The sequence below is a fragment of the Marinovum algicola genome, from assembly GCF_900109145.1.
In the GTDB taxonomy this organism is placed as follows: Bacteria; Pseudomonadota; Alphaproteobacteria; order Rhodobacterales; family Rhodobacteraceae; genus Marinovum; species Marinovum algicola.
The window spans coordinates 121,176-143,648 of sequence record NZ_FNYY01000013.1 but is presented as its reverse complement, the minus strand read 5'-3'; the positions used below and the strand labels follow the sequence as shown (position 1 = coordinate 143,648).

Sequence of the window (22,473 nt, the reverse complement as noted above, 5' to 3'; positions counted from 1 at the left end):
GGTCACCGAGGTCTTCACCCCCGCCGGCCACTGGTCCTCCTACCCCAGCCACCGTCACGACGAGGACGACTTCCCGCGCATCACCTATCTGGAGGAAACCTATTACCATCGCCTTAACCCGGCCTCGGGATTCGGCGTGCAGCGGGTCTATACCGAGGATGGCACGCTCGACGAATGCATGGCGGTGCACGATGGCGACGTCGTCCTGGTCCCCCGCGGCCACCACCCCTGCGGCGCGCCTTACGGCTTCGAGATGTACTACCTCAACGTCATGGCCGGCCCCCGCCGCAACTGGCGATTCCTGCCCGACCCCGCCGTCAAGTGGATCATCGATAAAGACGGGTGAGGCTCAGATCGACTCCGGCCCGTAGAGCTGCGGCGTCAGGAAGTGCTGTGCCGAAACCGGGGGCGCGGACTGGCGCGTCGCCTCGATCATCAGGTCGACGAGCTGTCGGGACAGCTCGGTCAGCGGCGTGGCGATGACCAGGCTGGCGTAGCGGTCGGCCAGCGCGGCGCGGCTGTCGTCGGTCAACTCATTGACCACCAGCGCCACTTTGCCGGGCGGGCGGAGTTCCCGCAGTGCGGCGATCGCGCCTTCCATGCCACCGCCCGCCACGTAGATGCCGCGCAGGTCCGGATGACGGTCAAGCAGGTCGAGTGTCGCCTCGTAGGTCACCTGCCGGGTCTCAAGGTTCACCACCGCGTCCAGCAGTTCCAGTCCCGGTGCATGATCGCGCAGGTAGCTGCGCAGCCCGGTCTCGCGCAGGATATGGCCGTGCCAGCGGTTACCGCCGATGAAGACGGCGACCTTGCCGGGATCACGGACCTGCGTTGCGATCATCCAGCCTGCAATCCGCCCGACCTTGACGTTGTCGAGGCCGAGGTAGCTTTGCTGGATGCCCGAGGCCGCGTCGTTGAGCAGCGAGAATACCGGTTTGCCCGCGCCCTGCAGCGCGGTGATTGCCCTTGAGAGGCCGGGGTGGTTGATCGCCGAAGTGGCCAGCACCTGCGCGCTCTGGCCGGCCTCTTGCAGTTCGGCGGCGAAGTCACCGGGCGATTGCGAGGCTGAAAAGCGGATCTCGCATCGGCCGCGCACGTCCTGACGTTCTGCCACCGCGGCCTCCAGCGCTGCGGCGAAACTGCGGTAGAAGGCCTGCGACGGTTTGTGCAGCACGAAGCCGAAGCGCACCACGGGCCGCTCCGTCCGGTCATTGATCTCGGCAAGCCGAGCCGTCGGATAGCCGATCTCCTGCGCCGCGATCAGCACGCGCCTGACTGTCGCTTGGCGGACGTTGTCGCGTCCGTTCAATACGCGGTCGACAGTCGCCAGGCCCACGCCGGCGGCCTCTGCCAGGTCTTTCAGGGTTGGACGACGGGACATAGGGCTTGAGGTATTCGCATCATGGATGTCGCTCATGATGATGTGTTTTGAGGTTAACGGCAAGCCCGTCTCTCCGAAGAATCGCGGGGTCGGTGTATCGCTGGATCAACCGCTTATCCTGGGAGGATATCATGACAAAGCGCGATTATTCCCTGCTGGGCCCCGATGCGGCGCGGGCCGTCAAGACCGGGCTGGCCACGGCCCAGTGGTATCACACCGAGGTTCCGCGCAAGGAGATGAAGGCGCTAATGCAGCGCAGCGACCAGCCGGCGGTCCGCGACACGATCCTGTTGTTCGGGGCGATGATCCTGCTGGCCGGCCTCGGCATCGCGCTCTGGCCGTCGCCCTGGTCGGCGCCCGCCTGGCTGGCCTATGGCGTCCTCTACGGCTCGGCGATGGACTCGCGCTGGCACGAATGCGGCCACGGCACCGCCTTCAAGACGCCATGGATGAACAACGCGGTCTATCAGATCGCCAGCTTCTGCATGGTCCGCAACCCGGTGGTCTGGCGCTGGAGCCATGCGCGGCACCACACCGACACGATCATCGTCGGTCGCGATCCGGAGATTGTTGCCATGCGCCCGCCGGCGCTGTTCCGCATCTTCCTGAATTTCTTCGGCATTCTGGACGCGCTGACCGGCTGGAAACACATGCTACAGAACGCCGCCGGACATCTCGGCCCAGAAGAGGCCGATTTCATTCCCGAGCAGGAGCGGCCCAAGGTGTTCCGCGTCGCCCGCATCTGGGTGCTGATCTATGCCGCGACGATTGTCCTCGCGGTCGCCATGCAGTCGATCCTGCCGCTCATGGTGATCGGCCTGCCGCGGCTCTACGGCGCCTGGCACCACGTAATGACCGGCATCATGCAGCACGCGGGTCTGGCCGACAACGTGCTGGACCACCGGCTCAACAGCCGCACCGTCTATATCAACCCGGTCAGCCGCTTCGTCTACTGGAACATGAACTACCACGTCGAACACCACATGTTTCCGATGGTGCCCTATCACCGGCTGCCGGAACTGCACGAGAAGATCAAGCACGACCTGCCGGCGCCCAATACGTCGATCCTCGATGCCTACCGCGAGATCTGGCCGGCCCTGAAACGCCAGCTGCGCTACGAGGATTATTTTTTGAAGCGCGAACTTCCGGGCACCGCACGGCCTTATCGCGAAGACCTGCATGCCGAGGCACTCGGCGTTCCTGCGGAATAACAAAAAGCTCGAAAGGACAGTATCATGGCACAATGGATCGACGCCTGCGCGACCGACGACATCGACGAAGAAGACCTGATCCGCTTCGATCACGACGGGCGCACCTTCGCGATCTATCGCAGCCCGGACGACGAGTTCTTCTGCACCGACGGTCTATGCACCCACGAACAGGTGCATCTGGTGGACGGGCTGGTGATGGATTACGTGATCGAATGCCCCAAGCATAACGGCCAGTTCGATTACCGCACCGGAGAGGCGAAACGCGCGCCGGTCTGCGTCAACCTCGCCACCTATCCCGCCAAGGTCGAAAACGGCCGCGTGCTGATCGAGGTCTGAGGTGGCAGGGATCGTCATCGTCGGCGCCGGCGAATGTGGCCTGCGTGCCGCATTTGCAGCCCGAAATGCGGGATATGCGGGCGAGATCACCGTGATCGGCGCCGAGACCACACTGCCCTACGAGCGGCCGCCGCTGTCCAAGCCTGATGCCGCCGGAGTTATCGAAAAGCCGATCACCTCGAAAGAGGCTCTGTCTGCGTGCGCGATCGCCCTGAGGTCCGGCGTCACTGTCACCGAAATCGACCGAGCAAACCGGCAGTTGCAGCTCTCTGTCGGCAGCGCGCTTGGCTACGACAAGCTTCTGCTCACCACCGGGGCGCGGCCGCGCACTCTGGCCTGTCCGGGCGGCGAGCATGCACGTGTTTTCCGCACGATCGAGGACGCGCGGGAGGTGTTCCGCTCCGCCGGGGCTTCGACCCGCGTGACCATTGTCGGCGCCGGGCTCATCGGCCTGGAACTCGCAGCTGTCCTGATCGGGAGGTGTGCGAAGGTCACCGTGCTGGAAGCCGGGCCGCGCCCTCTTGGCCGCAATGTCCCGGAACCTTTCGCGATGCGCCTGGCCGAGCGCCACCGGCAACGTGGAGTTGATATCCGCTGCGGCGTCGCCCTGCGCGTCTGTACCGCGTTCTCGGTGGTGCTGGAGAACGGCCAGACCATCGACACCGATCTGGCCGTCGCCGCGATCGGTGTCACGCCAAATATCGACCTGGCAGAGGCGGCAGGGCTGACCACCCAGAACGGTATCTGCGTCGACGCGGGCTTGCGTACCGAAGACCCCCGGATCTTTGCGGCAGGCGATTGTGCCGCGGTGCAGGCGCCGGACGGCGGCTATCGACACTATGAGACCTGGCAGAATGCTCAGGCCCAGCGGGATGTGGCAGGCGCCAACCTGGCCGGTGGCGATGCAAGGTTCTCCGGGCCGGTCTGGTTCTGGTCGGATCAATACGATCTCGGGTTGCAGGGCTTCGGCGAAACAGAGGGCGACCCGGCCGCCATCCGCGATCTGGGGAACGGCGCCGAGGTGCGTTTCTACTCCAACGATGCCGGGCAGCTGATCGGTGCCGCCGGGCTCGGGCCGAGCAATGCCGTTTCCCGGGACATCAAGATCGCACAGCGGCTTGCCGGCGCGACGCTCGACCCGGCGCTGCTGGCGGACGCCAACCAGAACATGAAGAAGCTGCTCAGGGCGGCCTGAGCGAGGGAGGATTCCATGAGCAAGACACCAAAGCGGCCGACAGTTGCCGATATCCGGGCGATGAAGGGCAAGCGCACCCTGACCATGCTCTACGTCGAGACGCCCGAGGAGGCGGCAGCCGCGGCCGAGGCCGGCGTAGATATGCTGTCGATCATCGACCCGGTCTGGACGTCAGAAATGCGGGACGCCGCCGGCGCTTGCTTCGTGCAGGTCGGTCTTCTTTACGGTGAGTTGGTAACATTGGAGGATTACCAACGCGCCGCGCACCACGCCATGCAGGTCGGCGGCGATTGCGTGTACTGTGCGTCGTCCTTTGGCACGATCAAGGCGCTGGCGGATGACGGAATCCCGGTGGTCAGCCACGTCGGGCTGATCCCGTCGAAAGCCACCTGGACAGGTGGGTTTAAGGCTGTCGGCAAGACCGCGGACAGCGCGCTGAGCGTCTTCGAGCACGTCAGGAAGCTGGAGGAGATCGGCTGTTTCGGCGCCGAGCTCGAAGTTGTTCCCGACCGGATCGCCGCCGAGATCGCCTGTCGCACCAGTCTTGTCCTGCTCGGCATGGGCGCCGGGCCGTACGCCGATGCTCAGTATCTCTTTGCCGAGGACGTCCTGGGCTATACGCGCGGTCACAAGCCGCGCCACGCCAGGACCTACCGCGATTTCCGAAGTGAACTCGACCGGTTGCAGCGCGAACGTGTCGCGGCCTTCGGCGAATTCGTCAATGACGTGACAACAGGAGCTTATCCCGCCGCAGCGCATTGCGTCGGCATCGAGGATGACGAGTTCTCCAAGTTCATGCTTGCGCTCAACGATTGAACAATTTGAAGGCGATCAGCAACCAATTGATCTCGCCACCCCTACTTTCACCACAAATATTTCGAGGTGAACTATGTCGGCAAACCGAGCTTTTTCCGAAGAACGACCGTGGCCGCCAAGCGACCCGCGCGGGAATTACACCACCGGGATGCTGCTGACGCGCCCTTCGGACACTGGCGGACGCAGACCTTCATCGCAGGGCTGCGTGTCGACGAATTCAGCGCGCTTCGGGTGGTGGACGGCCCCATGAACCCCGCCGCGTTCGACACCTGTATCGATCCCCAGCTGTCCCCCGAATTGCCGCCAGGCGACATGGTGATCGCCGACAATCTGTCGTCGTACAGGTCCGCCAAGGTTCAGGCGGTTTTGCCGGATATGTTGCTGATTGAATGGTTGTTGCTGTAGTGGCAACGCCGAGAGAATGTTGGACTGGTTTCGGTAAACATTTCCCGTCGCCCTGCCGTCACTGATCAGGCCGTATCGACGCCGCGAATTTCTGCTCCCGCCCGGGGACACCCTGAAACAGTCGATCGATCTCAACACCCGTAGGGCGGCCGAGACCAATGACATGCCGGGCCAAATGTGGCGGCCTACCAGATCAAGAGAGTTCGCCAAGGATATCCTTTGTCGCCGGCATGCGATCAAGGCTTGAGGCGATCCGGTCTCGCCACCTGGGGCCCTGGGACAGCGCGTGCTCGTAGGCCTCGGCGAGATCGTCGGGCCGGTCTTCCGCGAGGATGCGGATCAGGAATTCCGCCTGGGACCGGTCTTTGCGCGCCTTCGCCTCGTCCGGACCGCCCTGCCGCCTGCTGGCCACGATCAGCTTGTGGAGTGCGAAGCGCTCGGGGCGCGGGATCTGCACAAGGACACCCGAGCGGTAGAGGGCCAGCGCGTGAATCGGCTCCGCGATCAGGAAATTGAGGTAGTTCAATGCCTGTGCGCTTACACCCAGTGCCGGAAGGGGCTTGACGCCTTCCTCGCCGAACGCCGGCGTCAGAAACTCGACCATTGCCTCGCCACCACTTTGACGCCACTTCCAGATTTGCCGATCAAAGACCCCCGGAACAGCCTCGAATTTCATCGACCGAAGGATATCTCCCGGTTCTTCCTCGACGCGGTCGCCCAGAGCCACCGAGAGCCGCTCGAAGCTCGCGAAATCGATGTCGCCCGTCTGGGCAAGCTCGTCAGAGTCGAAACGAACCCCAAGCTCTCCTTGATAGAGGGCATATGCGCCGGTTCCGATCAGCGTGCCGCCCAGCCGGAAGACGCCGGCGCGCGCGAAGGCGAGAAGCAGCGAGCCTGTCTCCCGGTCGGTTCCAATCATCCCTTCGGCCCTCAGGACCCGCGCCAGGCGGGACATGCGTTTCTTTCGCTCCTGCGCCTCTGCCTTCAGTTCAGCCGCCCGGGCAAGACGATCGCGCAAGTCGGGGCTATCCTCGCCAAGGTAGCGGCTCTTCATCTCGGTCCCGATACGGAACCGGTCGTAGAGATAGATCCGCCCGTTGCGCTCACGCGCCTCGATGCTGCCGACAACTTCCGACGCCGCCTCGTCGAGATGCATGCGCAGCAAGTCTTGATAAGCGACCTGGGCTGCGCGGGAATGTGATATCGGGTCCATGTTGTGCCTGTGCGCCGACTGTGTGCATCAAATATGAGATTGATACACGCAGCGGGTGGAGTGCAGCAAATATTATTTTGATGCACACAACTCACAACACCCGGATTAGGGGCACGCTCCATCTGGTGAAGCTGTACCGCAGCGGTCAACGGCGTAGCCAATGGCCGGGGGCCGCTCGCATCGAAGCGCGCCTTGCGGTCCGCGCGATCGCAGCATTTCCGAATATGGTCCAATTGCGGACGGGAGAAACCAGCATGACCATCGCCAAGTTTCCCGCAATTCGCGCCTGCCGCCGGGTCTGAAACAAGCGCCATTTCCTCGGCCAGAAGCGCCCCCTCATGCCGAAGTACGTCTGGGCCAGCTGCTTACGCCTGGAAATCGCGAAGAACCATCGCGACCTCGCGCTCTTCAACCTCGCCATCGGCAGCAAGCCTTGGGGGCTGCGACCTCGTCAAGCTGAAGCTCGCCGAAATCTATGCCTCCGGACACCCTGCGCACCAGGGAGGTCAGGACGACGGGTCATCCTCCGACAGCAGGTCCGACAGGCGCGTGGCCGAGGCCCTCAACCTGTCGACGTGACCGATGGCATCGGCCATCGAAAGCCGCTGTTGCGGCGCGTGGAACGACAGGGTTGAGACCAGCCGGTCGTTGCCGTCGAAGATCGGGACTGCCACCGCGATCATGCCTTCCATGAACTCCTCGTCGTCGGTGGCATAGCCGCGTTCACGCACCTCTGTCGCCTCGGCGATCAGCACCTCGGGATCGGTGATCGTGCGCCCCGTGCGCGGGTCCAGCTGCGCCGACAGCGCGTAGTTACGCAGGTGACGCCGGTCGAGGTTCGAGAGATACATCTTGCCGCTGGCGGTGCAGTAGAACGGCACCCGGGTGCCGACGGGAAGCTGTATGCGCAGCGGCCATTTGGTTTCCACGCGGTCGAGATAGACCATGGCGTCGCGATCCGCGATCGCGATATTGCTGGTTTCGCCGATCTCCTCGGCCAGCTTGGCCAGAACGGCGACACGGGCCGTCCGGATGCGCAGCGACGACAGGATGCCGGTCGACATGTTGCGCATGCGACGGCCGGGGGAATAGCCCCGGCCGTCGATTTCGCGCTGGATGAAGCCTTCGTTCTCCAGCGTGGTGAACAGCCGATGGATGGTCGGCTTGGGCAGGCCGAGGGTCTGGTTCACTTCGGTCGGCGTGACCGGCACCCCGGCTTCGGCCATGGCTTCCAGCACGAGCAGCAACCGCAGGTTGGTCGGTATCGCGCCTTCTTTTTCGCCGTCGTCCGCCATGGTGTCCCTTGGTGCCAATCCCTTTTGTAACGGTTTACCCGCCCGGGATCAGGATTGTCGAGAGAGCCGGCACCAGCGCGACGATGATCCAGACCGACAGCAGTGCGAACAGGTAGGGCACCGTGTAGCGCAAAAGCCGGAAATACGGCACGCCCGTCACCCCCGAGGCGACATAGAGATTGAGCCCGTAGGGCGGGGTGATGAAGCCGATCGAGGCGCCCACCAGGAAGATCACCCCGAACTGCACCGGCTCGACCCCCACGGAATGTGCGATGGGGGCGAGGATCGGGGCGAGGATGATGGTGACGGGCAGGCTTTCCAGCACCATTCCGGCGACAAAGACAATCGCCATCGAGGTAAAGAGTACCGCGTAGTAGCCACCCATGCCGCGCACGAACTCGCCGATGATCTCCTGCGCGCCCAGCACCGAGAGGATCTGCTGCATCACCACCGACACCGCGATCAGCGGCGCCAGGATGCCGGTGATCTGGGCCGAGCGCATGGTGATCGACGGCAGCTCCAGCGGGCCGAAGCCCTGCACGACGAGGTATTCCGACACGCTGCGTTCGCGGAAATCGCGGTCTTCCGAGGGGCGGCCCATCATCCTGTGGACCGGCAGGCTCAGGAAACCGACGATGATGCAGAAGCCCACCGTGACGCCCGCCGCCTCGGTCGGAGAGAACTTGCCGGTGTAGATGCCCCAGAGCACCAGCCCGATGGCGAAGAAGCCCAGCCAGGCGCCGATGCCGGTCTTGAGGACGCGGGCGATCTCGAGCCGGATCAGGTGACCCCAGCCGTTTTTGGTGCAGATGACGAAGGCCACCAGCATCATGCCGCCCACCATCATCGCGCCGGGGATGATGCCGGCCACGAAGAGCTCGGAGATCGGCAGGTTCAGCAGGAAGCCGTAGACGATGAAGATGATCGAGGGCGGGATGATGATGCCGACGGTGCCGCCCGCTGCGGCGGTGGCGGCCGAAAAGCGTTCGTCGTAGCCGCCTTTGACCATTTCCGGATGCAGCATCGAGCCGATGGTGGCGGTGGTCGCCGAGTTCGACCCGGAAATGGCGGCAAACAGCCCGCAGGCCCCGAGAGATGCCATGGCGAGGCCGCCGCGCAGCCAGCCGAGAAGCGCATATGCGAAGTCCGACAGGCGCCGGGCGATGCCGGAGCGGTTGATCAGGTCGCCGGTGAGGATGAAGAGCGGCATGGCGAGCAGCGCGAAGCCGTCGGTGAAGACATCGGCCAGCGCGGCGCCTGTGTTGATCAGCGGCAGGCCGAGCACCAGGCTCATGCCGATCACCCAGTAGCCGATCACCAGAAAGACCGGCACCCCCAGCATGAACAGGAAGGTGACCGCGATTGAGATGAAGATGGTCCAGGATCCGTCAGTCATGTCTGTCTCCTCAGTCCGCGCCGATGGCGACGGGGGCGATCATTGCGTTGCCGTGGCGGAAGTTTCTCAGGTCCTCCAGCCAGTTCTCCATCGCCCGCGCCGCGATCAGGATGAAGCTGAGCGGGACGGAGATCAAAAACCACCATTGCAGGACATTGTCGGTGCCCAGAAGGATCTGGAAGTTCGCCGCCGAGTTGGCGGTCACCTGGGTCGAGGTCACGATGACGATCCAGGCAAAGCCGATCCACAGCACCGCATCGATCGACAGGCACAGGAATTGCAGTCCGCGCGGCATGTTGCTGCGGAATTCGGCAAACGCCAGATGCGTTCGGAGCTTCACGTTATAGGCGCAGCCCGCCCAGGTCATGATCAGGAACAGGAAGGGCGGCAGCGTGGTCGACCAGGGTGCCTGCACGTTCAGTACGAAGCGTCGGAACACCTCGACAAAAATGATCGCACCGATCAGCAGGTAGGTCGACACCATGACGGTGGCCTCGAACTTGCGTTCAATCCACGGGACATAGTGGTAGACGATCAAGAACAGCGCGCCGCCCAGCAGGGTGATCACCCCGCCCAGGACCCATGCGGCTTCGGTCTTCAGGGCTTCATTGATCATCCAGGCGTCGTTGGACAAGACAGCGCTGAATATCTCAGCGATGTCGCTCACGATAGTGGACATTCCGTCTCCTCCTCGGGACAGGTCAGGGCGTGCAGATGTGGTGGCTTGCAGGGAGGTCGCGGCGCCAGGTCAGAAGCCGGCGCCGCGACGAGAGGGTGTCAGCCCTTCCACCAGCGGCGGGGCTCGACGTTCTCCGGCTTCATGTCGGCCGGCACCTCGCGCGCAACACGGTGCAGCTCGGCATAGGTGTCGATGCCACCGGCCCAGTTGTTCAACCGGCCGCGCCACTGCTCCCAGGGCTCGGGATTGAACTCGGGTGAGCACATCTCTTCGGCCATCTTGATCTGGTCGTCCGCAAGGAAGGCCGGGCGCACGTCGTGCTCGTCAAACAGCGTGCCGGGCAGAACCGGGTCCGAGAAGCCGACGGTCTTGACCAGCGCCGCCTCGTTCGCGGCCTGCACGTGGACCTGTGCCAGGTAGGCCGACTCCATCACCGCGTCCTGCAAGTGGCCTTCGAGGCTGTCGAAGACGCTGGCCGACATCGAGGTGTGCTCGGTGCCGCAGAAGAACTTCAGATCGACCGATTGCGAGACCACCGGCGACATGTTGGCGTAGGCCACGGCCGAAGCCCAGGTTTCCGCGCCGTCGATCAGCCCGGTCTTCAATCCGTCGAGCGTTTCTTCCCAGGCCACCGGAACCGGGTTCAGGTTGAGCAACTGCATCGCGATGCGGCCAAGCTGGGTGCCGGTGACGCGGTTCTTGGTCCCAAAGAGTTCCTCGAGCTTGGTCACCGTCGGCTTGTCCGCGAAGGACTGGCCCATCTGTAGCCCGCGCAGCTCGCAGTGGCTGAACAGGAATTTCAGCCCGTGCCGCTTTTCCAGCGGGTCGCGCAGGATGGCGTTCGATTCGGGGCTGTAGAGGAAATGGTACTGCGAGGCCCGGCCCGGAAAGACATAGGCATAGTCCAGCACGTTCAGATAGGGCGCGCCGCCGGCCGAGTTCTGGGTCGAGGCGGCATAGATGTCGACGATGCCGTTCTGGGTCTTTTCGACACAGTTCAGCTGGCCGCAGATCTGGTTGTCGCCGATGAACTCGACACGGATCTCCCCGTCCGTGCGTTCTTCGAGGTCGCGAGCGAACTCCAGCGCGCCGGCGCGCTCGATCAGCAGATTACGCGCGTTGAAGCCCGAGGCACCGAACTTCAGCGTGTGCCTGGCCTCTTTCTTGAAGCGCTTGTCATAGGTCGATTCGGCCGCTGCCGCGAGCGTCGGCAGGCTGACCGCACCGGTCAGACCGCCGAGACCCAGCACCGTGGACGACAGCCCGTAACGGCCTGCAACCCTGAAAAAATCGCGGCGCGAGACACCGCCAAGTTTGTCCGAAATCTTCATGAACCTCTCCTCCTTCGTTCATAAATCAGCATTATTGAGACTTGTGGTATCATTTTTAATCATTTATGCAAGATGGCGCAAGGGAAACTTGCTCAGCGAATTTCAGGGCTTTTGGAGGACCCGCTCGATGCAGACAAAGCAGGCCGATTACATCGTTGTAGGTGGGGGTTCGGCCGGGTGCGTGCTGGCGAATCGCCTGAGCAGGGACCCGGCGAATCGCGTCGTGCTGCTGGAAGCCGGGCCGCGGGACTGGAACCCGTGGATCCATGTGCCGGTGGGCTACTTCAAGACAATGCACAACCCGAGCGTGGATTGGTGCTACCGTACCGAGAAGGACAAGGGGCTGAACGGTCGGTCTATCGACTGGCCGCGTGGCAAGGTGCTGGGCGGATCGTCCTCGCTGAACGGGCTGCTCTATGTGCGCGGCCAGGCCGAGGATTACGACCGCTGGCGCCAGATGGGCAACGAGGGTTGGGGCTGGGACGATGTCCTGCCGCTTTTCAAGCGCTCGGAAAACCAGGAGCGCGGGCCGGACGACTTTCATGGCACCGGCGGCGAGCTTTCGGTCTCGAACATGCGACTGCAACGCCCGATCTGCGATGCATGGGTCGCCGCGGCGCAGAACGCGGGTTACCCGTTCAACCCCGACTACAATGGCGCCTCGCAGGAAGGGGTGGGCTATTTCCAGTTGACCACCCGCAAGGGCCGGCGGTGCAGTTCCGCCGTGGCCTTCCTCAACCCGGCGCGCAAGCGCTCCAATCTCGAGATCGTCACCAAGGCCCAGGTAAGCCGTGTCATCGTGGAAGAGGGCCGCGCCACCGGGGTCCGCTATTTCGACGGGTCGGGGCAGGAGCGGACCGTCACCTGCACGCGCGAGGTGGTGTTGTCCTCGGGGGCCATCGGCTCGCCTCAGATCCTGATGCTCTCGGGGATCGGCGAGGGTGAGCAGTTGAAGGCCAACGGCATCGAGGTGATCCGCGACCTGCCCGCCGTGGGCAAGAACATGCAGGACCACTTGCAGGCCCGGCTAGTCTTCAAATGCAACGAACCGACGCTGAACGACGAGGTTCGCTCGCTCTTCAATCAGGCGCGGATCGCCGCGAAATACGCCTTGTTCCGTTCCGGACCGATGACCATGGCGGCAAGCCTTGCGGTCGGCTTCATGAAGACCGGGCCGCATGCGGATACGCCGGACATCCAGTTCCACGTTCAGCCCTGGTCGGCGGACAGCCCCGGCGAAGGGGTGCATCCCTTCTCGGCCTTCACCATGTCGGTCTGTCAGCTCCGCCCCGAAAGCCGTGGCGAGATCGTGCTGAACGGCAACGACCCGCGCAGCTATCCCAAGATCAACCCGAATTACCTGGCCACCGAACTGGACTGCCGCACCATTGTCGACGGTGTCAGAATCGCCCGGAGGATTGCGCGCGAGGACCCGCTGAATGCCAAGATTGCCGAGGAATTCCGCCCCACCAAGGAACTCGATCTCGACGATTACGACGGCACGTTGGACTGGGCACGCAGCAATTCCTCGTCGATCTATCACCCGACAGGCACTTGCAAGATGGGGCAAGGGCCGGGAACGGTGGTGGATGCGCGTCTCAGGGTGCATGGCATCCGCGGCCTGCGCGTGGCGGATTGCTCGATCATGCCCGAGATCGTCAGCGGCAATACCAACGCACCCGCCATCATGATCGGCGAGAAGGCCAGCGACATGATCCTCGCGGATCGCGCCTGACCCGCCCTTACACTTTCAACCCCTCACCAATTCACCCAGGAGAAACGCCATGAAAATGACGACAGAAGAAGCCTTCGTGAAAGTGCTGCAAATGCACGGGATCGAAAATGCCTTCGGGATCATCGGCTCGGCCATGATGCCGATTTCCGATCTGTTCCCGGCGGCCGGAATCCAGTTTTTCGATTGTGCCCATGAATGCAACGCGGGGATGATTGCTGACGGCTACACCCGCGCCACCGGCAAGATGTCGATGATGGTGGCACAGAACGGCCCCGGGATCACCAGCCTGGTGACCCCGATCAAGACCGCCTACTGGAACCACACGCCGCTGCTGATCGTGACGCCGCAGGCGGCGAACAAGACCATCGGTCAGGGCGGTTTCCAGGAAGTCGAGCAGATGGCGCTTCTGGAGGACATGGTGGCCTATCAGGAAGAGGTGCGCGACCCGAGCCGGATGGCCGAGGTGCTGAACCGCGTGATCCTGCAAGCCAAACGCGCCAGCGCGCCGGCACAGATCAACATCCCCCGCGATTACTGGACGCAGGTAATCGACATCGAGCTGCCGGCGATCGTCGAGTTTGAACGCCCCTCGGGAGGCGAAGAGGCCGTGGCCCGGGCCGCGGAGCTGCTGTCATCCGCGAAATTCCCGGTCATCCTGAACGGCGCCGGCGTGGTGATCGGCGGGGCCATCGAGGATTCGAAGGCGCTGGCCGAACGGTTGGAGGCGCCGGTCTGCTGCGGCTACCAACACAATGACGCCTTCCCCGGCTCCCACCCGCTGTCGGTCGGCCCGCTGGGCTACAACGGCTCGAAAGCCGCGATGGAGCTGATTTCCAAGGCTGACGTGGTGCTGGCGCTCGGCACCCGGCTCAACCCGTTCTCGACCTTGCCGGGCTATGGCATCGACTATTGGCCCAAGGACGCCAAGATCATCCAGGTCGACATCAACCCCGACCGGATCGGCCTGACCAAGCCGGTGACCGTCGGCATCGTCGGTGATGCGAAGAAGGTGGCAAAGGGCATCCTGGCGCAGCTTTCGGATGACGCCGGCGACGCCGGCCGTAGCGCGCGCAAGACGCTGATCTCGGAAACCAAGTCGCGGTGGGCCCAGGAACTGACCTCGATGGACCACGAGGACGACGATCCCGGCACCACCTGGAACGAGCGTGCGCGCAGCCGCGAGCCGGAAAAGATGTCGCCCCGCATGGCCTGGCGCGCGATCCAGCAGGCGCTGCCGAAAGAGGCGATCATCTCGTCCGACATCGGCAACAACTGCGCCATCGGCAATGCCTATCCGACTTTCGAGGAAGGGCGCAAATACCTCGCCCCCGGGCTCTTCGGCCCGTGCGGCTACGGCTTCCCGGCGATTGTCGGCGCCAAGATCGGCCGCCCGGACGTGCCGGTGGTGGGCTTTGCCGGTGACGGCGCCTTCGGCATCTCGATGAACGAGATGGTCTCGGTCAGCCGCGACGACTGGCCGCCGGTCACCATGGTCATCTTCCGCAACTACCAATGGGGCGCGGAAAAGCGCAACACCACGCTCTGGTTCGACGACAATTTCGTCGGCACCGAGCTGGCGCTGGACGTGAACTATGCCGGTATCGCCAAGGCCTGCGGTGTCGAGGGGGTCCAGGTTTCGTCGATGGACGAACTGACCGACGCGCTGAACACCGCCGTCCGGGCGCAGATGAAGGAAGGCAAGACCACCTTCATCGAAGTGCTGCTGAACCAGGAGCTGGGCGAGCCCTTCCGCCGCGACGCGATGAAGAAACCCGTGTCGGTGGCCGGGATCAGCCGCGACGACATGCGTCCGCAGCCGATGGCCAGCTAAGGCAACCGGACACCGGGGCGGCATTTGCGGCCCCGGTGTCCGGCGCCCGCCGGGGCATTTCCTCCCGCCGAGGTGGGCGCTTTCTCAAAAAAGGGTGATGACGATGCAGGCGACAAGCGCATCCAAACGGACGATGGCCGGTCTCGGCGATCTCGTAACCTCCAATGGTCAGGGGTTCCTGGTCGCCGCGGTGGTCGCGGTGGCGGCGCAATTCCTGTCGGACCATTACGGCGCGCCGGCGATGCTGATGGCGCTGCTGCTGGGCATCGCATTCCATTTCCTCTCCGAGGAAGGCGCCTGCAAGCCGGGGATCGATTTCACCGCCCGCACCGTGTTGCGGTTCGGCGTGGCGCTTCTGGGGGCGCGGATTTCGGTCGAACTGATCGTGGGGCTCGGGCCGCAACTCATCTTCGTGGTGATCGCCGCGGTGATCCTGACCCTTCTCTTCGGTCTTGCCGCCGCGCGGCTTCTGGGCCGCGGCTGGCGCTTCGGCCTTCTGACCGGCGGCTCTGTGGCGATCTGCGGCGCTTCGGCCGCCATGGCGATCTCGGCCGTGCTGCCCAAGAACGAACATTCCGAACGCAACCTGATCTTTACCGTGCTCTCGGTCACCGTGCTGTCGACGGTGGCGATGATCGCCTATCCGATCCTGACCGACACCTTTGCCTTCAACGACGAGGTCTCGGGCGTCTTCCTCGGCGGCACCATCCACGATGTTGCCCAGGTGGTCGGCGCCGGCTTCTCGGTCTCGGATGAGGCGGGCGAGGTGGCGACACTGGTCAAGCTGATCCGCGTGGCGATGCTGGCGCCGGTCGTGCTGGTGATCTCGGTGCTGGTGCGCCGCAATTTCGCCAGCGAGATGGACGGCAAGCGCCCGCCGGTCCTGCCGGTTTTTGTCATCGGCTTCCTGGTCTTCGCGGCGTTCAACTCCTTCGGTCTGATCCCCGATGCGGTGGTCTCCTTCCTGTCCTCGCTCAGCCGCTGGGCGCTGCTGATCTCGATTGCCGCCGTCGGCATGAAGACCTCGCTCAGGCGCATCCTCGATGTCGGCGGTCAGGCGATCGCGCTGATCGTCGCCGAAACCGTCTTTATCGCCGGCTTTGTCCTTCTGGGCGTCGCCGTCCTGGGCCACTGATTGGAGCAGAGATGAAACCGCTAGAAATGCTTTTGAAAAACGCCGCCCGATCACAGAAAAAGATCGTGCTGAGCGAGGGCGGCGATCCGCGTGCGGTGCAGGCGACCGTCGATGCCCGCAAGCAGGGCATCGCCCGGGTGGCGCTGATCGGGCCGGCGGAGGAAATTCGCGCCCGCTTCGCCGCGCTTGGTGTCGCGCCGGACGCGGGTGTCGAAATCCACGATCCCGCCAACTCGCCTCTGATCGGCGAACTGGCCGAGGCCTTTTACCAGCGGCGCAGGCACAAGGGCGTGACACCGGATCAGGCGCTGGCGGCCGCGCGTTCGCCGCATGTCTTCGCCGCGCTTCTCGTCCACGCCGGCCATGCCGATGGCACGGTGGGCGGAGCGGTGGCGACAACCGCCGAAATCGTGCGCACCGCCATCCAGGTGATCGGTCCGGCGCCGGGCGCCAGCCTGGTGTCGAGCTTCTTTCTCATGCTGTTCTGCCAGAGCCACCACATCAAGAAAGGCGCCCTTGTCTTCGCCGACAGCGGCCTTGTCGTCGACCCGAATGCCGAGGAAATGGCGCAGATCGCGCTCACCTCGGCACAGTCCTTTGCCGCGCTGACAGGCGACTTGCCGCGCGTCGCGATGTTGTCCTTCTCGACCAAGGGAAGCGCGACCCACACGTCGGTCTCAAAGGTGGTGACCGCCACCGAGATTGCCAGGGCCGCCGACCCCGCGTTGCTGATCGACGGCGAGTTGCAATTCGATGCCGCCTTCATCCCCGACGTGGCGGCATCCAAGGCGCGGGATTCAGCCTTGGGCGGCAATGCCAATGTCTTTATCTTTCCCAACCTGGAAAGTGGCAACATCGCCTACAAGATCGCGCAGCGAGTCGGTGGGGCGGTGGCCATCGGCCCTGTGCTGCAAGGTCTTGCCAAACCGGCAAACGACCTGTCGCGCGGCTGCTCGTCCGAAGACATCCTGCATATGATCGCGGTCACCGCCGCGCAGGCGGAGCATGGCGCCTAGGTGGTTCACAGCCGGGGCCCCGCGGTGTCCGATGTCGTCACGCCCCTCGTTGCCGGGCGATCGCGGACAGCGATTCGCCCACCACCAGGACCGACGCCGCCAACAGGCCGAAATCCTTCAGCAGAAATTGTCCGGGCATCACGCTGATGGCAGGGAATGTCAGTTCTTCCGGGGCGAAGACGCCTTCGGTCGTCAACATGAAGCTGATCGTCGTCAGAAACAGCCCGCAGGACAGCAGGCCGCCGGCGACAGACAACTTCGGCGAGACGAGCCGACCGGCAATCAGCAGGCCGATGGCGATTTCGAGGATGCCCAGAAAGATCGAGAATCCGCGGAGCGAGAACACGTCATACATCCAGCCGATGACGAAACTGGGCCCCACGAAACTCTCCAGGCCCTTGGCCTCGTATTGCGTGAACTTCATTCCGCCGAACCAGAAGTAGATCAGAACGAGGGCGGCGAAGATGCCGACGATCCCGGCCCTGCTCACCTGAGCGCCGAAGTCATCGCGCGCCGGATAGGTCGTGGATTGATCTGTCATTGTATCGCTTCCTTCCAAGTACCTTGCCCGATGCGGATCTCTTGCGCCTCGGTATCGCCCGCGCGTTCCGAGGAGTTCCGCTTACCGGAACGCTGCATAGGCCCAGGCCAGCACGGCGCCAAAGACGAGGTGGCTGGCAATGGTGATGAAGTTCCGCGCCATCGCGAACCAGGGGAACACGGCGGTCATTCCGTAGAAGTTGACGAAATAGACCAGAAGGCCGAACACGACGCCCAAACCAACCAGTGCACCGGTTCCAAGCGCCATGCGGCGCGCGATCAGCACGAAGATGACCGCCAGAACCACGGAAAGAACAAAGTGAACGATCTGACCGGTCAGGAACACACCCATATCGAACGGAGGCGGTGTGCCCTGTTCCGGAAGAACCTCCGGACCCAGAACGATGGCGCCGATCATCGTGGGCGGGCCAAGCGGACTGCCACCGCCCACCACGGCGACGAGGACCATTTCCATGACGATAAAGACAAGGCCGGCGATCAGGCCCGCCAGGATGACCGCCTTCCAGTTGACACCAGTTTGCGCTTCAGTTTCTTCGGCCATCTGTTCACTCCTTGTTCAATGGTGGAACTGCCCGGCCGCTTCGGGGCCGGGCACGCCTGTTTCAGTCAGCTTCCGGGCGCGATGGAAATGCGTGCAACCGGGCCGGACCAGCCATGGGCATCGGTCAGATCCCCAACGCCCTGAATACCGGCGTGTTCCGCGATCACGTTGCCGTCATCGGCGATGTCGTTGATGTTTCCGTCCTCCTCGAACATCACCGGACCCGCCGCGCCGCAGGGATCGACAATCGAATTGGTCAGCTCGTTGTTGACCTCCGAACCGGCGTCATAGGCCGTCGCTTCCATCTCGGTCATCTCACCGGACAGCGGCATGGAATCCACGCCGACGAAGCCGTCGTTGGTACAGATGAGCATGGTCACGATCGACAGGACGTCACCCTCGTTGGCGCTGATCGAAAAACTCGCCTCGTTCGGCGCGTCGGCGCCCATGCGCATGATCGGCGCGTCGATCGCCACGACGTCGGTGATGCCCGAGTCCATCATGCCCTGAAGCATTTCCGATGCCGTCTCCGGCATGCCGTTCTCGGCAATCTCGATGACGCCCTGCGATGGTTCGGCACCGGCCTCGAACAGATGGACGTCCGGACTGTGGGTCACGATCACGCCGGGCGAGAACGGCTGACCCTCGGTCAGGTTGGTGATCGTGACCTCATAGCTGTTCTCTCCTGCCTCGTTCGACATCTGTGCCAGTGCAGAAGACGCCGCCAACGCTGAAATCGAGCAGGCAACGAGGATTGAATGTGCGGTCTTCATGGTTTTTCTCCCAATAGGTTTGCGAGCAATGCGCCTGAAAATAACTGTTGCGCGCGCCGATGGTTGCCTGTGCAATGTGCCTGGGAGTCCGGGTGGCGTGCCCGAGAGTGCAGAACTGACGGGAGGCCGGAATGGACCGCGAAAATCTCTTTCGTCGATTGCGCGTCGAGGTCGAGACCTACGGCTTTTGCGAAGCGCATTCCGGCTGGCGGCTTCGTTTCGAGGCAAGCGAGGCCGCGTCGCTGCATATGTGCTTGTCCGGCCGGGGCCGCATGCGGCTTTCCTCCGGCGTTGGTTTGCCGATGCGGCCCGGCGCGCTGGTGCTTCTTCCGGCCGACACGGAGTACGGCTTCGAAGCCGGCCCGGAAATCGTTTCGGAATGCGACGCCGAACGCGCCTTCCCGGACAATGACGAGAGCCTCAAGCTCTACCGCGCCGGAGACGGCGACGAAGACCCGCTGGTCGTGGCCTGCGGCGAAATCATCCTGGCCAACGACGAGATCGCGGATTTCCTGACCTGGCTGGACGAACCCGTTATTGAGGAGGTTCCCGAACTCATCCCGTCCAGCCACGGCCTTCTGACCCTCTTTTTCGAGTTGCGCGACGGCAGAGAGGTGTCGGTCGCCTTTCTCGAGACACTGCTGAAAGGCCTGCTGATCCGTGCCCTCGACATTCACCCGGACTTGGGAGGTTCGGTTCTGGTCAATCTGCTCGATGCGGCAGACCGGCGTCTTGCGCGGGCGCTTGAACTGATCGTGACGCATCCATCCGACGCCATAACCATCGACATGCTCACGGCAAACGCAGGCATGAGCCGGACGCTGCTGTTCGAGCAGTTCAAGGAAGCCTTCGGCATGTCGCCGATGCGGTTCATCTACGATTTGCGGCTTACCCGCGCCGCACAGATGCTCTCGGGCGGGCCCGGCTCCGTCGGTGAAATCGCCCGTGCAACGGGCTTTCGCAGCCGCAGCCATTTCAACCGCGAGTTCAAACGGAAATACGGTCAAACACCCGGTCGTTTCCGCGGTTAGTCCATCCGGAGCGGCAAGGCACTACGGTTCAAAGACCTGAATTCATTTACTGAAATGGCCAAAGCTACTCCACATGCGGACGTGCACCGGGCCGCGGCGCCCTGTGCTTGATAACCAGGAGCCGTGGGGACGGCCGCCACCTGCTCAGCATATCCGCGGAAGTTGCTCGCCCTCCAGCATGTCCACCAGCCGGTCTCCGCCAAAGAACGAAGTCATCACCGCACGGCCCTGCGGCGTCGCAACCACTTCGCCGATCTGACAGGCGGCCTCGCCTCCCGATCGCTTGCGCAAGGCTGCGAGCGCGGCCTCTGTTTGCGCCTGGGGGACAGCGGCGACGAAAAGCCCCTCGCAGGCGATGTAGAGCGGGTCTAGACCCAGGATCTCCGATATGCCCCGCACCTCCTCGCGCAGCGGCAGCTTGTCTTCTGCGATCCGGCAGCAAGTGCCCGAAGCGGCCGCGAATTCGTTCAGGACCGTGGCGACGCCGCCGCGGGTGGCGTCACGGATCGCGCGGGTGTCCGGCGCGGCCTCGAGCAGCGCCTCGACCAGCTCGCCCAGCGGGCGGCAATCGCTTTGCAACGCGCTGGTCAGCCCGAGATCGCCGCGCGCCGCCATGACCGCCGCACCGTGCTCGCCTAGCGTGGTGTTGACGATCAGCGCGTCGCCCGGGCGAATATGCCGCGCCGCCAGCGACCGGTCTGCCGGAATGGCGCCGATGCCGGCGGTATTGACGAAGATCCGATCCGCCGCGCCACGCGGGACGACCTTGGTGTCACCGGTCACGATCCGGCACCCGGCCTCGGCGGCGGCGGTGGCCATGCTCTCGGCGATCCGGTGCAGATCGGCAAAGGCCAACCCCTCTTCGATAATGACCGAGCAAGTCAGCGCAACCGGTTTGGCTCCGCCGACCACCAGATCGTTGACCGTGCCGCAGACCGCCAGCTTGCCGATGTCGCCGCCGGGAAAAAAGATCGGATCGATCACGAAACTGTCGGTGGTGAAGGCCAGCGTCCCGCCGCCGAAGGCGTCCAGCGCCAGCCGCGCCTGATCTTCCAGCCCGCTCACCCGTGTCTCGCCGAAGGCTTTCAGGAAAATCTCGTCGATCAGGTCGCGCATGGCGCGCCCGCCGGCACCATGGGCCAGCGTCACCGCGTCGCCGCGCAACCGTCGGGCGCCGCCACCGTCATCCATCGCGCGTGCCGACCAGATCCGTGGCGCCATATTGGTGATAGGCCGCGCAGGCGCCTTCGGAACTGACCATCAGCGCCCCGAGCGGCGTGGCCGGAGTGCATTCCTTGCCGAAGGCGCGGCACATATGCGGTTTCAACTGGCCGCGCACCACCTCGCCGCATTGGCAGATCGCCGGATCGGCGACATCCGCCGGGACCAGCCCGAATTTCCGCTCGGCGTCGAAATCGGCATATGCCGCACGGATGCGGACCCCCGAGCGGTCGATCGCGCCAAGCCCGCGCCAGTCGCAGCTTTCGCGGTCCTCGTAGACTTCGGCCATTGCGCGCAGGGCGGCCGTGTTGCCATCTTCGGGCACGACGCGGGCGTACTGGTTCTCGACCGAGGCGCGGCCTTCGGCCATTTGCTCCAGCACCATCCACAGCGATTGCAGCAGGTCGAGCGGCTCGAAACCGGCAACGACAAATGGTTTGCCATAGTCGTCGGGAATGAACCCATAGCCCCGGTTGCCGATCACCATGCTGACATGACCCGGCCCGATGAACCCGTCGATCAGGCACTGCGGGTCGGACAGAAGCGCCTTCAGCGTCGGAATGATGGTGATGTGCTGGCAGATCATCGAGAAATTTTCCACGCCTTCTTCCGCCGCCTGCAACAGGGTCAGCGCCGTGGACGGCATCGTCGTCTCGAACCCCAGCGCAAAGAACACCACCTCTCGCTCGGGATGGCGCCGGGCAAGCTCGAGCGCGTCCAGCGGCGAATAGACCATGCGCACATCGGCGCCGCGCGCCTTGGCCTCGATCAGCGACCCTTTGGAGCCCGGCACTCGCATCGCATCGCCGAAGGTGGTGAAGATGACCTGTGGTTGCTCGGCCAGCGTCACGCAATCATCAACCCGGCCCATCGGCAAGACACAGACCGGACAGCCGGGGCCGTGCACGAATTCGATGCTGTCGGGCACCAGCTTTTGCAGCCCGTAGCGGAAGATCGAATGGGTGTGGCCGCCGCAGACCTCCATGATGTGCAGCGGACGCCCTTCGGGCATCGGGATGCGACCCAGGGTTCGTTCGATGCGGTTCAGCACCTTTCGGGCCAGAACGGGGTCGCGGAATTCGTCGGCGTATTTCATGGCTGTGCACTTTCCCGCATCGCGGTCAGTTCATCCTGCACCTCGCCCAGTTCATCGAGCACCTCCAGCGTGCGCGCGGCTTCGGCCTCGTCGATGACGCTCATGGCAAAACCGACGTGAAGCAGCACCCATGCGCCAATCAGTTCATCCAGCGCATCTGTCTCGGCGATACAGGCGACATTCACCTTGCGGCGGACGCCGGAGACATCGACCACGGCAAGATACTTTTCGGCATCGGTGATTTCGATGATCCGTCCGGGAATGCCAAGGCACAT

General features: G+C 63.8%; 22 protein-coding genes and 1 pseudogene. 11 read left to right on the top strand and 12 right to left on the bottom strand.

What is annotated here, in order from left to right; genetic code table 11:
• The coding region (locus tag BMW90_RS17215) for a 5-deoxy-glucuronate isomerase (protein WP_170850575.1) at positions 1–346 on the top strand (346 nt) is incomplete at its 5' end.
• Positions 347–349: 3 nt separating this feature from the next.
• On the opposite strand, the gene BMW90_RS17210 is transcribed toward BMW90_RS17215, so the two are convergent.
• Positions 350–1,417: a LacI family DNA-binding transcriptional regulator gene (locus BMW90_RS17210; protein WP_244526536.1), complete on the bottom strand. Its 1,068-nt coding sequence runs from the start codon at positions 1,415–1,417 to the stop codon at positions 350–352.
• A gap of 95 nt (positions 1,418–1,512) precedes the next feature.
• Between BMW90_RS17210 and BMW90_RS17205 the strand changes: the two genes are divergently transcribed.
• The 5 genes and pseudogenes from BMW90_RS17205 to BMW90_RS17185 form a co-directional block, all read left to right on the top strand.
• Positions 1,513–2,592: a fatty acid desaturase family protein gene (locus BMW90_RS17205; RefSeq protein ID WP_074837635.1), complete on the top strand. Its 1,080-nt coding sequence runs from the start codon at positions 1,513–1,515 to the stop codon at positions 2,590–2,592.
• Positions 2,593–2,616: 24 nt separating this feature from the next.
• Positions 2,617–2,928 carry a MocE family 2Fe-2S type ferredoxin gene (locus tag BMW90_RS17200; protein ID WP_048534648.1) on the top strand — a complete coding sequence of 104 codons (312 nt, stop codon included), beginning with the start codon at positions 2,617–2,619 and terminating at the stop codon, positions 2,926–2,928.
• 1 nt (position 2,929) lies between these two features.
• Positions 2,930–4,123, top strand: coding sequence for an NAD(P)/FAD-dependent oxidoreductase (locus BMW90_RS17195; RefSeq protein ID WP_074837634.1), 1,194 nt, complete (start codon positions 2,930–2,932; stop codon positions 4,121–4,123).
• A gap of 15 nt (positions 4,124–4,138) precedes the next feature.
• Positions 4,139–4,939, top strand: a complete 801-nt coding sequence (locus tag BMW90_RS17190; protein ID WP_074837633.1) for a 3-methyl-2-oxobutanoate hydroxymethyltransferase — start codon at positions 4,139–4,141, stop codon at positions 4,937–4,939.
• 153 nt (positions 4,940–5,092) lie between these two features.
• Positions 5,093–5,338: pseudogene (locus BMW90_RS17185) on the top strand (IS630-like element ISSpo6 family transposase); the annotation flags it as partial.
• 199 nt (positions 5,339–5,537) lie between these two features.
• Here the strand turns inward: BMW90_RS17185 and BMW90_RS17180 are convergent.
• The 5 genes from BMW90_RS17180 to BMW90_RS17155 all read right to left on the bottom strand — a co-directional run bounded on the left by BMW90_RS17180 (position 5,538) and on the right by BMW90_RS17155 (position 11,258).
• Complete coding sequence (locus BMW90_RS17180) at positions 5,538–6,557, bottom strand: nucleotidyltransferase family protein (protein WP_074837631.1); 1,020 nt, start codon at positions 6,555–6,557, stop codon at positions 5,538–5,540.
• Between the two features lie 506 nt (positions 6,558–7,063).
• The gene (locus BMW90_RS17170) at positions 7,064–7,852 is read right to left on the bottom strand and encodes an IclR family transcriptional regulator (protein WP_074837629.1); all 789 of its coding nucleotides are present in this window, start codon (positions 7,850–7,852) and stop codon (positions 7,064–7,066) included.
• 34 nt (positions 7,853–7,886) lie between these two features.
• Entirely contained in the window at positions 7,887–9,248 is a 1,362-nt protein-coding gene (locus BMW90_RS17165; RefSeq protein ID WP_048534637.1) for a TRAP transporter large permease, read from the bottom strand.
• A 10-nt stretch (positions 9,249–9,258) separates the two neighbouring features.
• Positions 9,259–9,927 carry a TRAP transporter small permease gene (locus BMW90_RS17160; RefSeq protein ID WP_074837628.1) on the bottom strand — a complete coding sequence of 223 codons (669 nt, stop codon included), beginning with the start codon at positions 9,925–9,927 and terminating at the stop codon, positions 9,259–9,261.
• Positions 9,928–10,025: 98 nt separating this feature from the next.
• Positions 10,026–11,258 (bottom strand): TRAP transporter substrate-binding protein, encoded by a 1,233-nt coding sequence (locus BMW90_RS17155; protein ID WP_074837627.1) that lies wholly within the window; start codon positions 11,256–11,258, stop codon positions 10,026–10,028.
• A gap of 127 nt (positions 11,259–11,385) precedes the next feature.
• Between BMW90_RS17155 and BMW90_RS17150 the strand changes: the two genes are divergently transcribed.
• The 4 genes from BMW90_RS17150 (at position 11,386) to pta (ending at position 16,975) form a co-directional block, all read left to right on the top strand.
• The gene (locus BMW90_RS17150) at positions 11,386–12,993 is read left to right on the top strand and encodes a GMC family oxidoreductase (RefSeq protein ID WP_074837626.1); all 1,608 of its coding nucleotides are present in this window, start codon (positions 11,386–11,388) and stop codon (positions 12,991–12,993) included.
• A gap of 49 nt (positions 12,994–13,042) precedes the next feature.
• Positions 13,043–14,824 carry a sulfoacetaldehyde acetyltransferase gene (gene xsc / locus BMW90_RS17145; protein ID WP_048534632.1) on the top strand — a complete coding sequence of 594 codons (1,782 nt, stop codon included), beginning with the start codon at positions 13,043–13,045 and terminating at the stop codon, positions 14,822–14,824.
• Between the two features lie 103 nt (positions 14,825–14,927).
• Complete coding sequence (locus BMW90_RS17140) at positions 14,928–15,959, top strand: YeiH family protein (protein ID WP_048534841.1); 1,032 nt, start codon at positions 14,928–14,930, stop codon at positions 15,957–15,959.
• Positions 15,960–15,970: 11 nt separating this feature from the next.
• Positions 15,971–16,975, top strand: a complete 1,005-nt coding sequence (gene pta / locus BMW90_RS17135; RefSeq protein WP_074837625.1) for a phosphate acetyltransferase — start codon at positions 15,971–15,973, stop codon at positions 16,973–16,975.
• A 37-nt stretch (positions 16,976–17,012) separates the two neighbouring features.
• Here pta and BMW90_RS17130 read toward each other — a convergent pair whose 3' ends face one another.
• The 3 genes from BMW90_RS17130 to BMW90_RS17120 form a co-directional block, all read right to left on the bottom strand.
• Positions 17,013–17,516, bottom strand: coding sequence for a YkgB family protein (locus tag BMW90_RS17130; protein ID WP_074837624.1), 504 nt, complete (start codon positions 17,514–17,516; stop codon positions 17,013–17,015).
• Positions 17,517–17,597: 81 nt separating this feature from the next.
• Entirely contained in the window at positions 17,598–18,077 is a 480-nt protein-coding gene (locus BMW90_RS17125; protein ID WP_048534628.1) for a membrane protein, read from the bottom strand.
• A gap of 65 nt (positions 18,078–18,142) precedes the next feature.
• On the bottom strand, positions 18,143–18,850 hold the full coding sequence (locus tag BMW90_RS17120; protein ID WP_083416100.1) for a spondin domain-containing protein: 708 nt from the start codon (positions 18,848–18,850) through the stop codon (positions 18,143–18,145).
• Between the two features lie 131 nt (positions 18,851–18,981).
• Between BMW90_RS17120 and BMW90_RS17115 the strand changes: the two genes are divergently transcribed.
• The gene (locus BMW90_RS17115) at positions 18,982–19,881 is read left to right on the top strand and encodes an AraC family transcriptional regulator (RefSeq protein ID WP_074837622.1); all 900 of its coding nucleotides are present in this window, start codon (positions 18,982–18,984) and stop codon (positions 19,879–19,881) included.
• Positions 19,882–20,025: 144 nt separating this feature from the next.
• Here BMW90_RS17115 and hypE read toward each other — a convergent pair whose 3' ends face one another.
• From hypE to BMW90_RS17100, 3 genes are read right to left on the bottom strand one after another with little or no spacing between them, the layout of a single operon-like run.
• On the bottom strand, positions 20,026–21,072 hold the full coding sequence (gene hypE / locus BMW90_RS17110; protein WP_074837645.1) for a hydrogenase expression/formation protein HypE: 1,047 nt from the start codon (positions 21,070–21,072) through the stop codon (positions 20,026–20,028).
• Positions 21,065–22,198: a hydrogenase formation protein HypD gene (gene hypD / locus BMW90_RS17105; protein ID WP_074837621.1), complete on the bottom strand. Its 1,134-nt coding sequence runs from the start codon at positions 22,196–22,198 to the stop codon at positions 21,065–21,067. The genes hypE and hypD overlap by 8 nt, the downstream gene beginning before the upstream one ends.
• Complete coding sequence (locus BMW90_RS17100; protein ID WP_074837620.1) at positions 22,195–22,473, bottom strand: HypC/HybG/HupF family hydrogenase formation chaperone; 279 nt, start codon at positions 22,471–22,473, stop codon at positions 22,195–22,197. The genes hypD and BMW90_RS17100 overlap by 4 nt, the downstream gene beginning before the upstream one ends.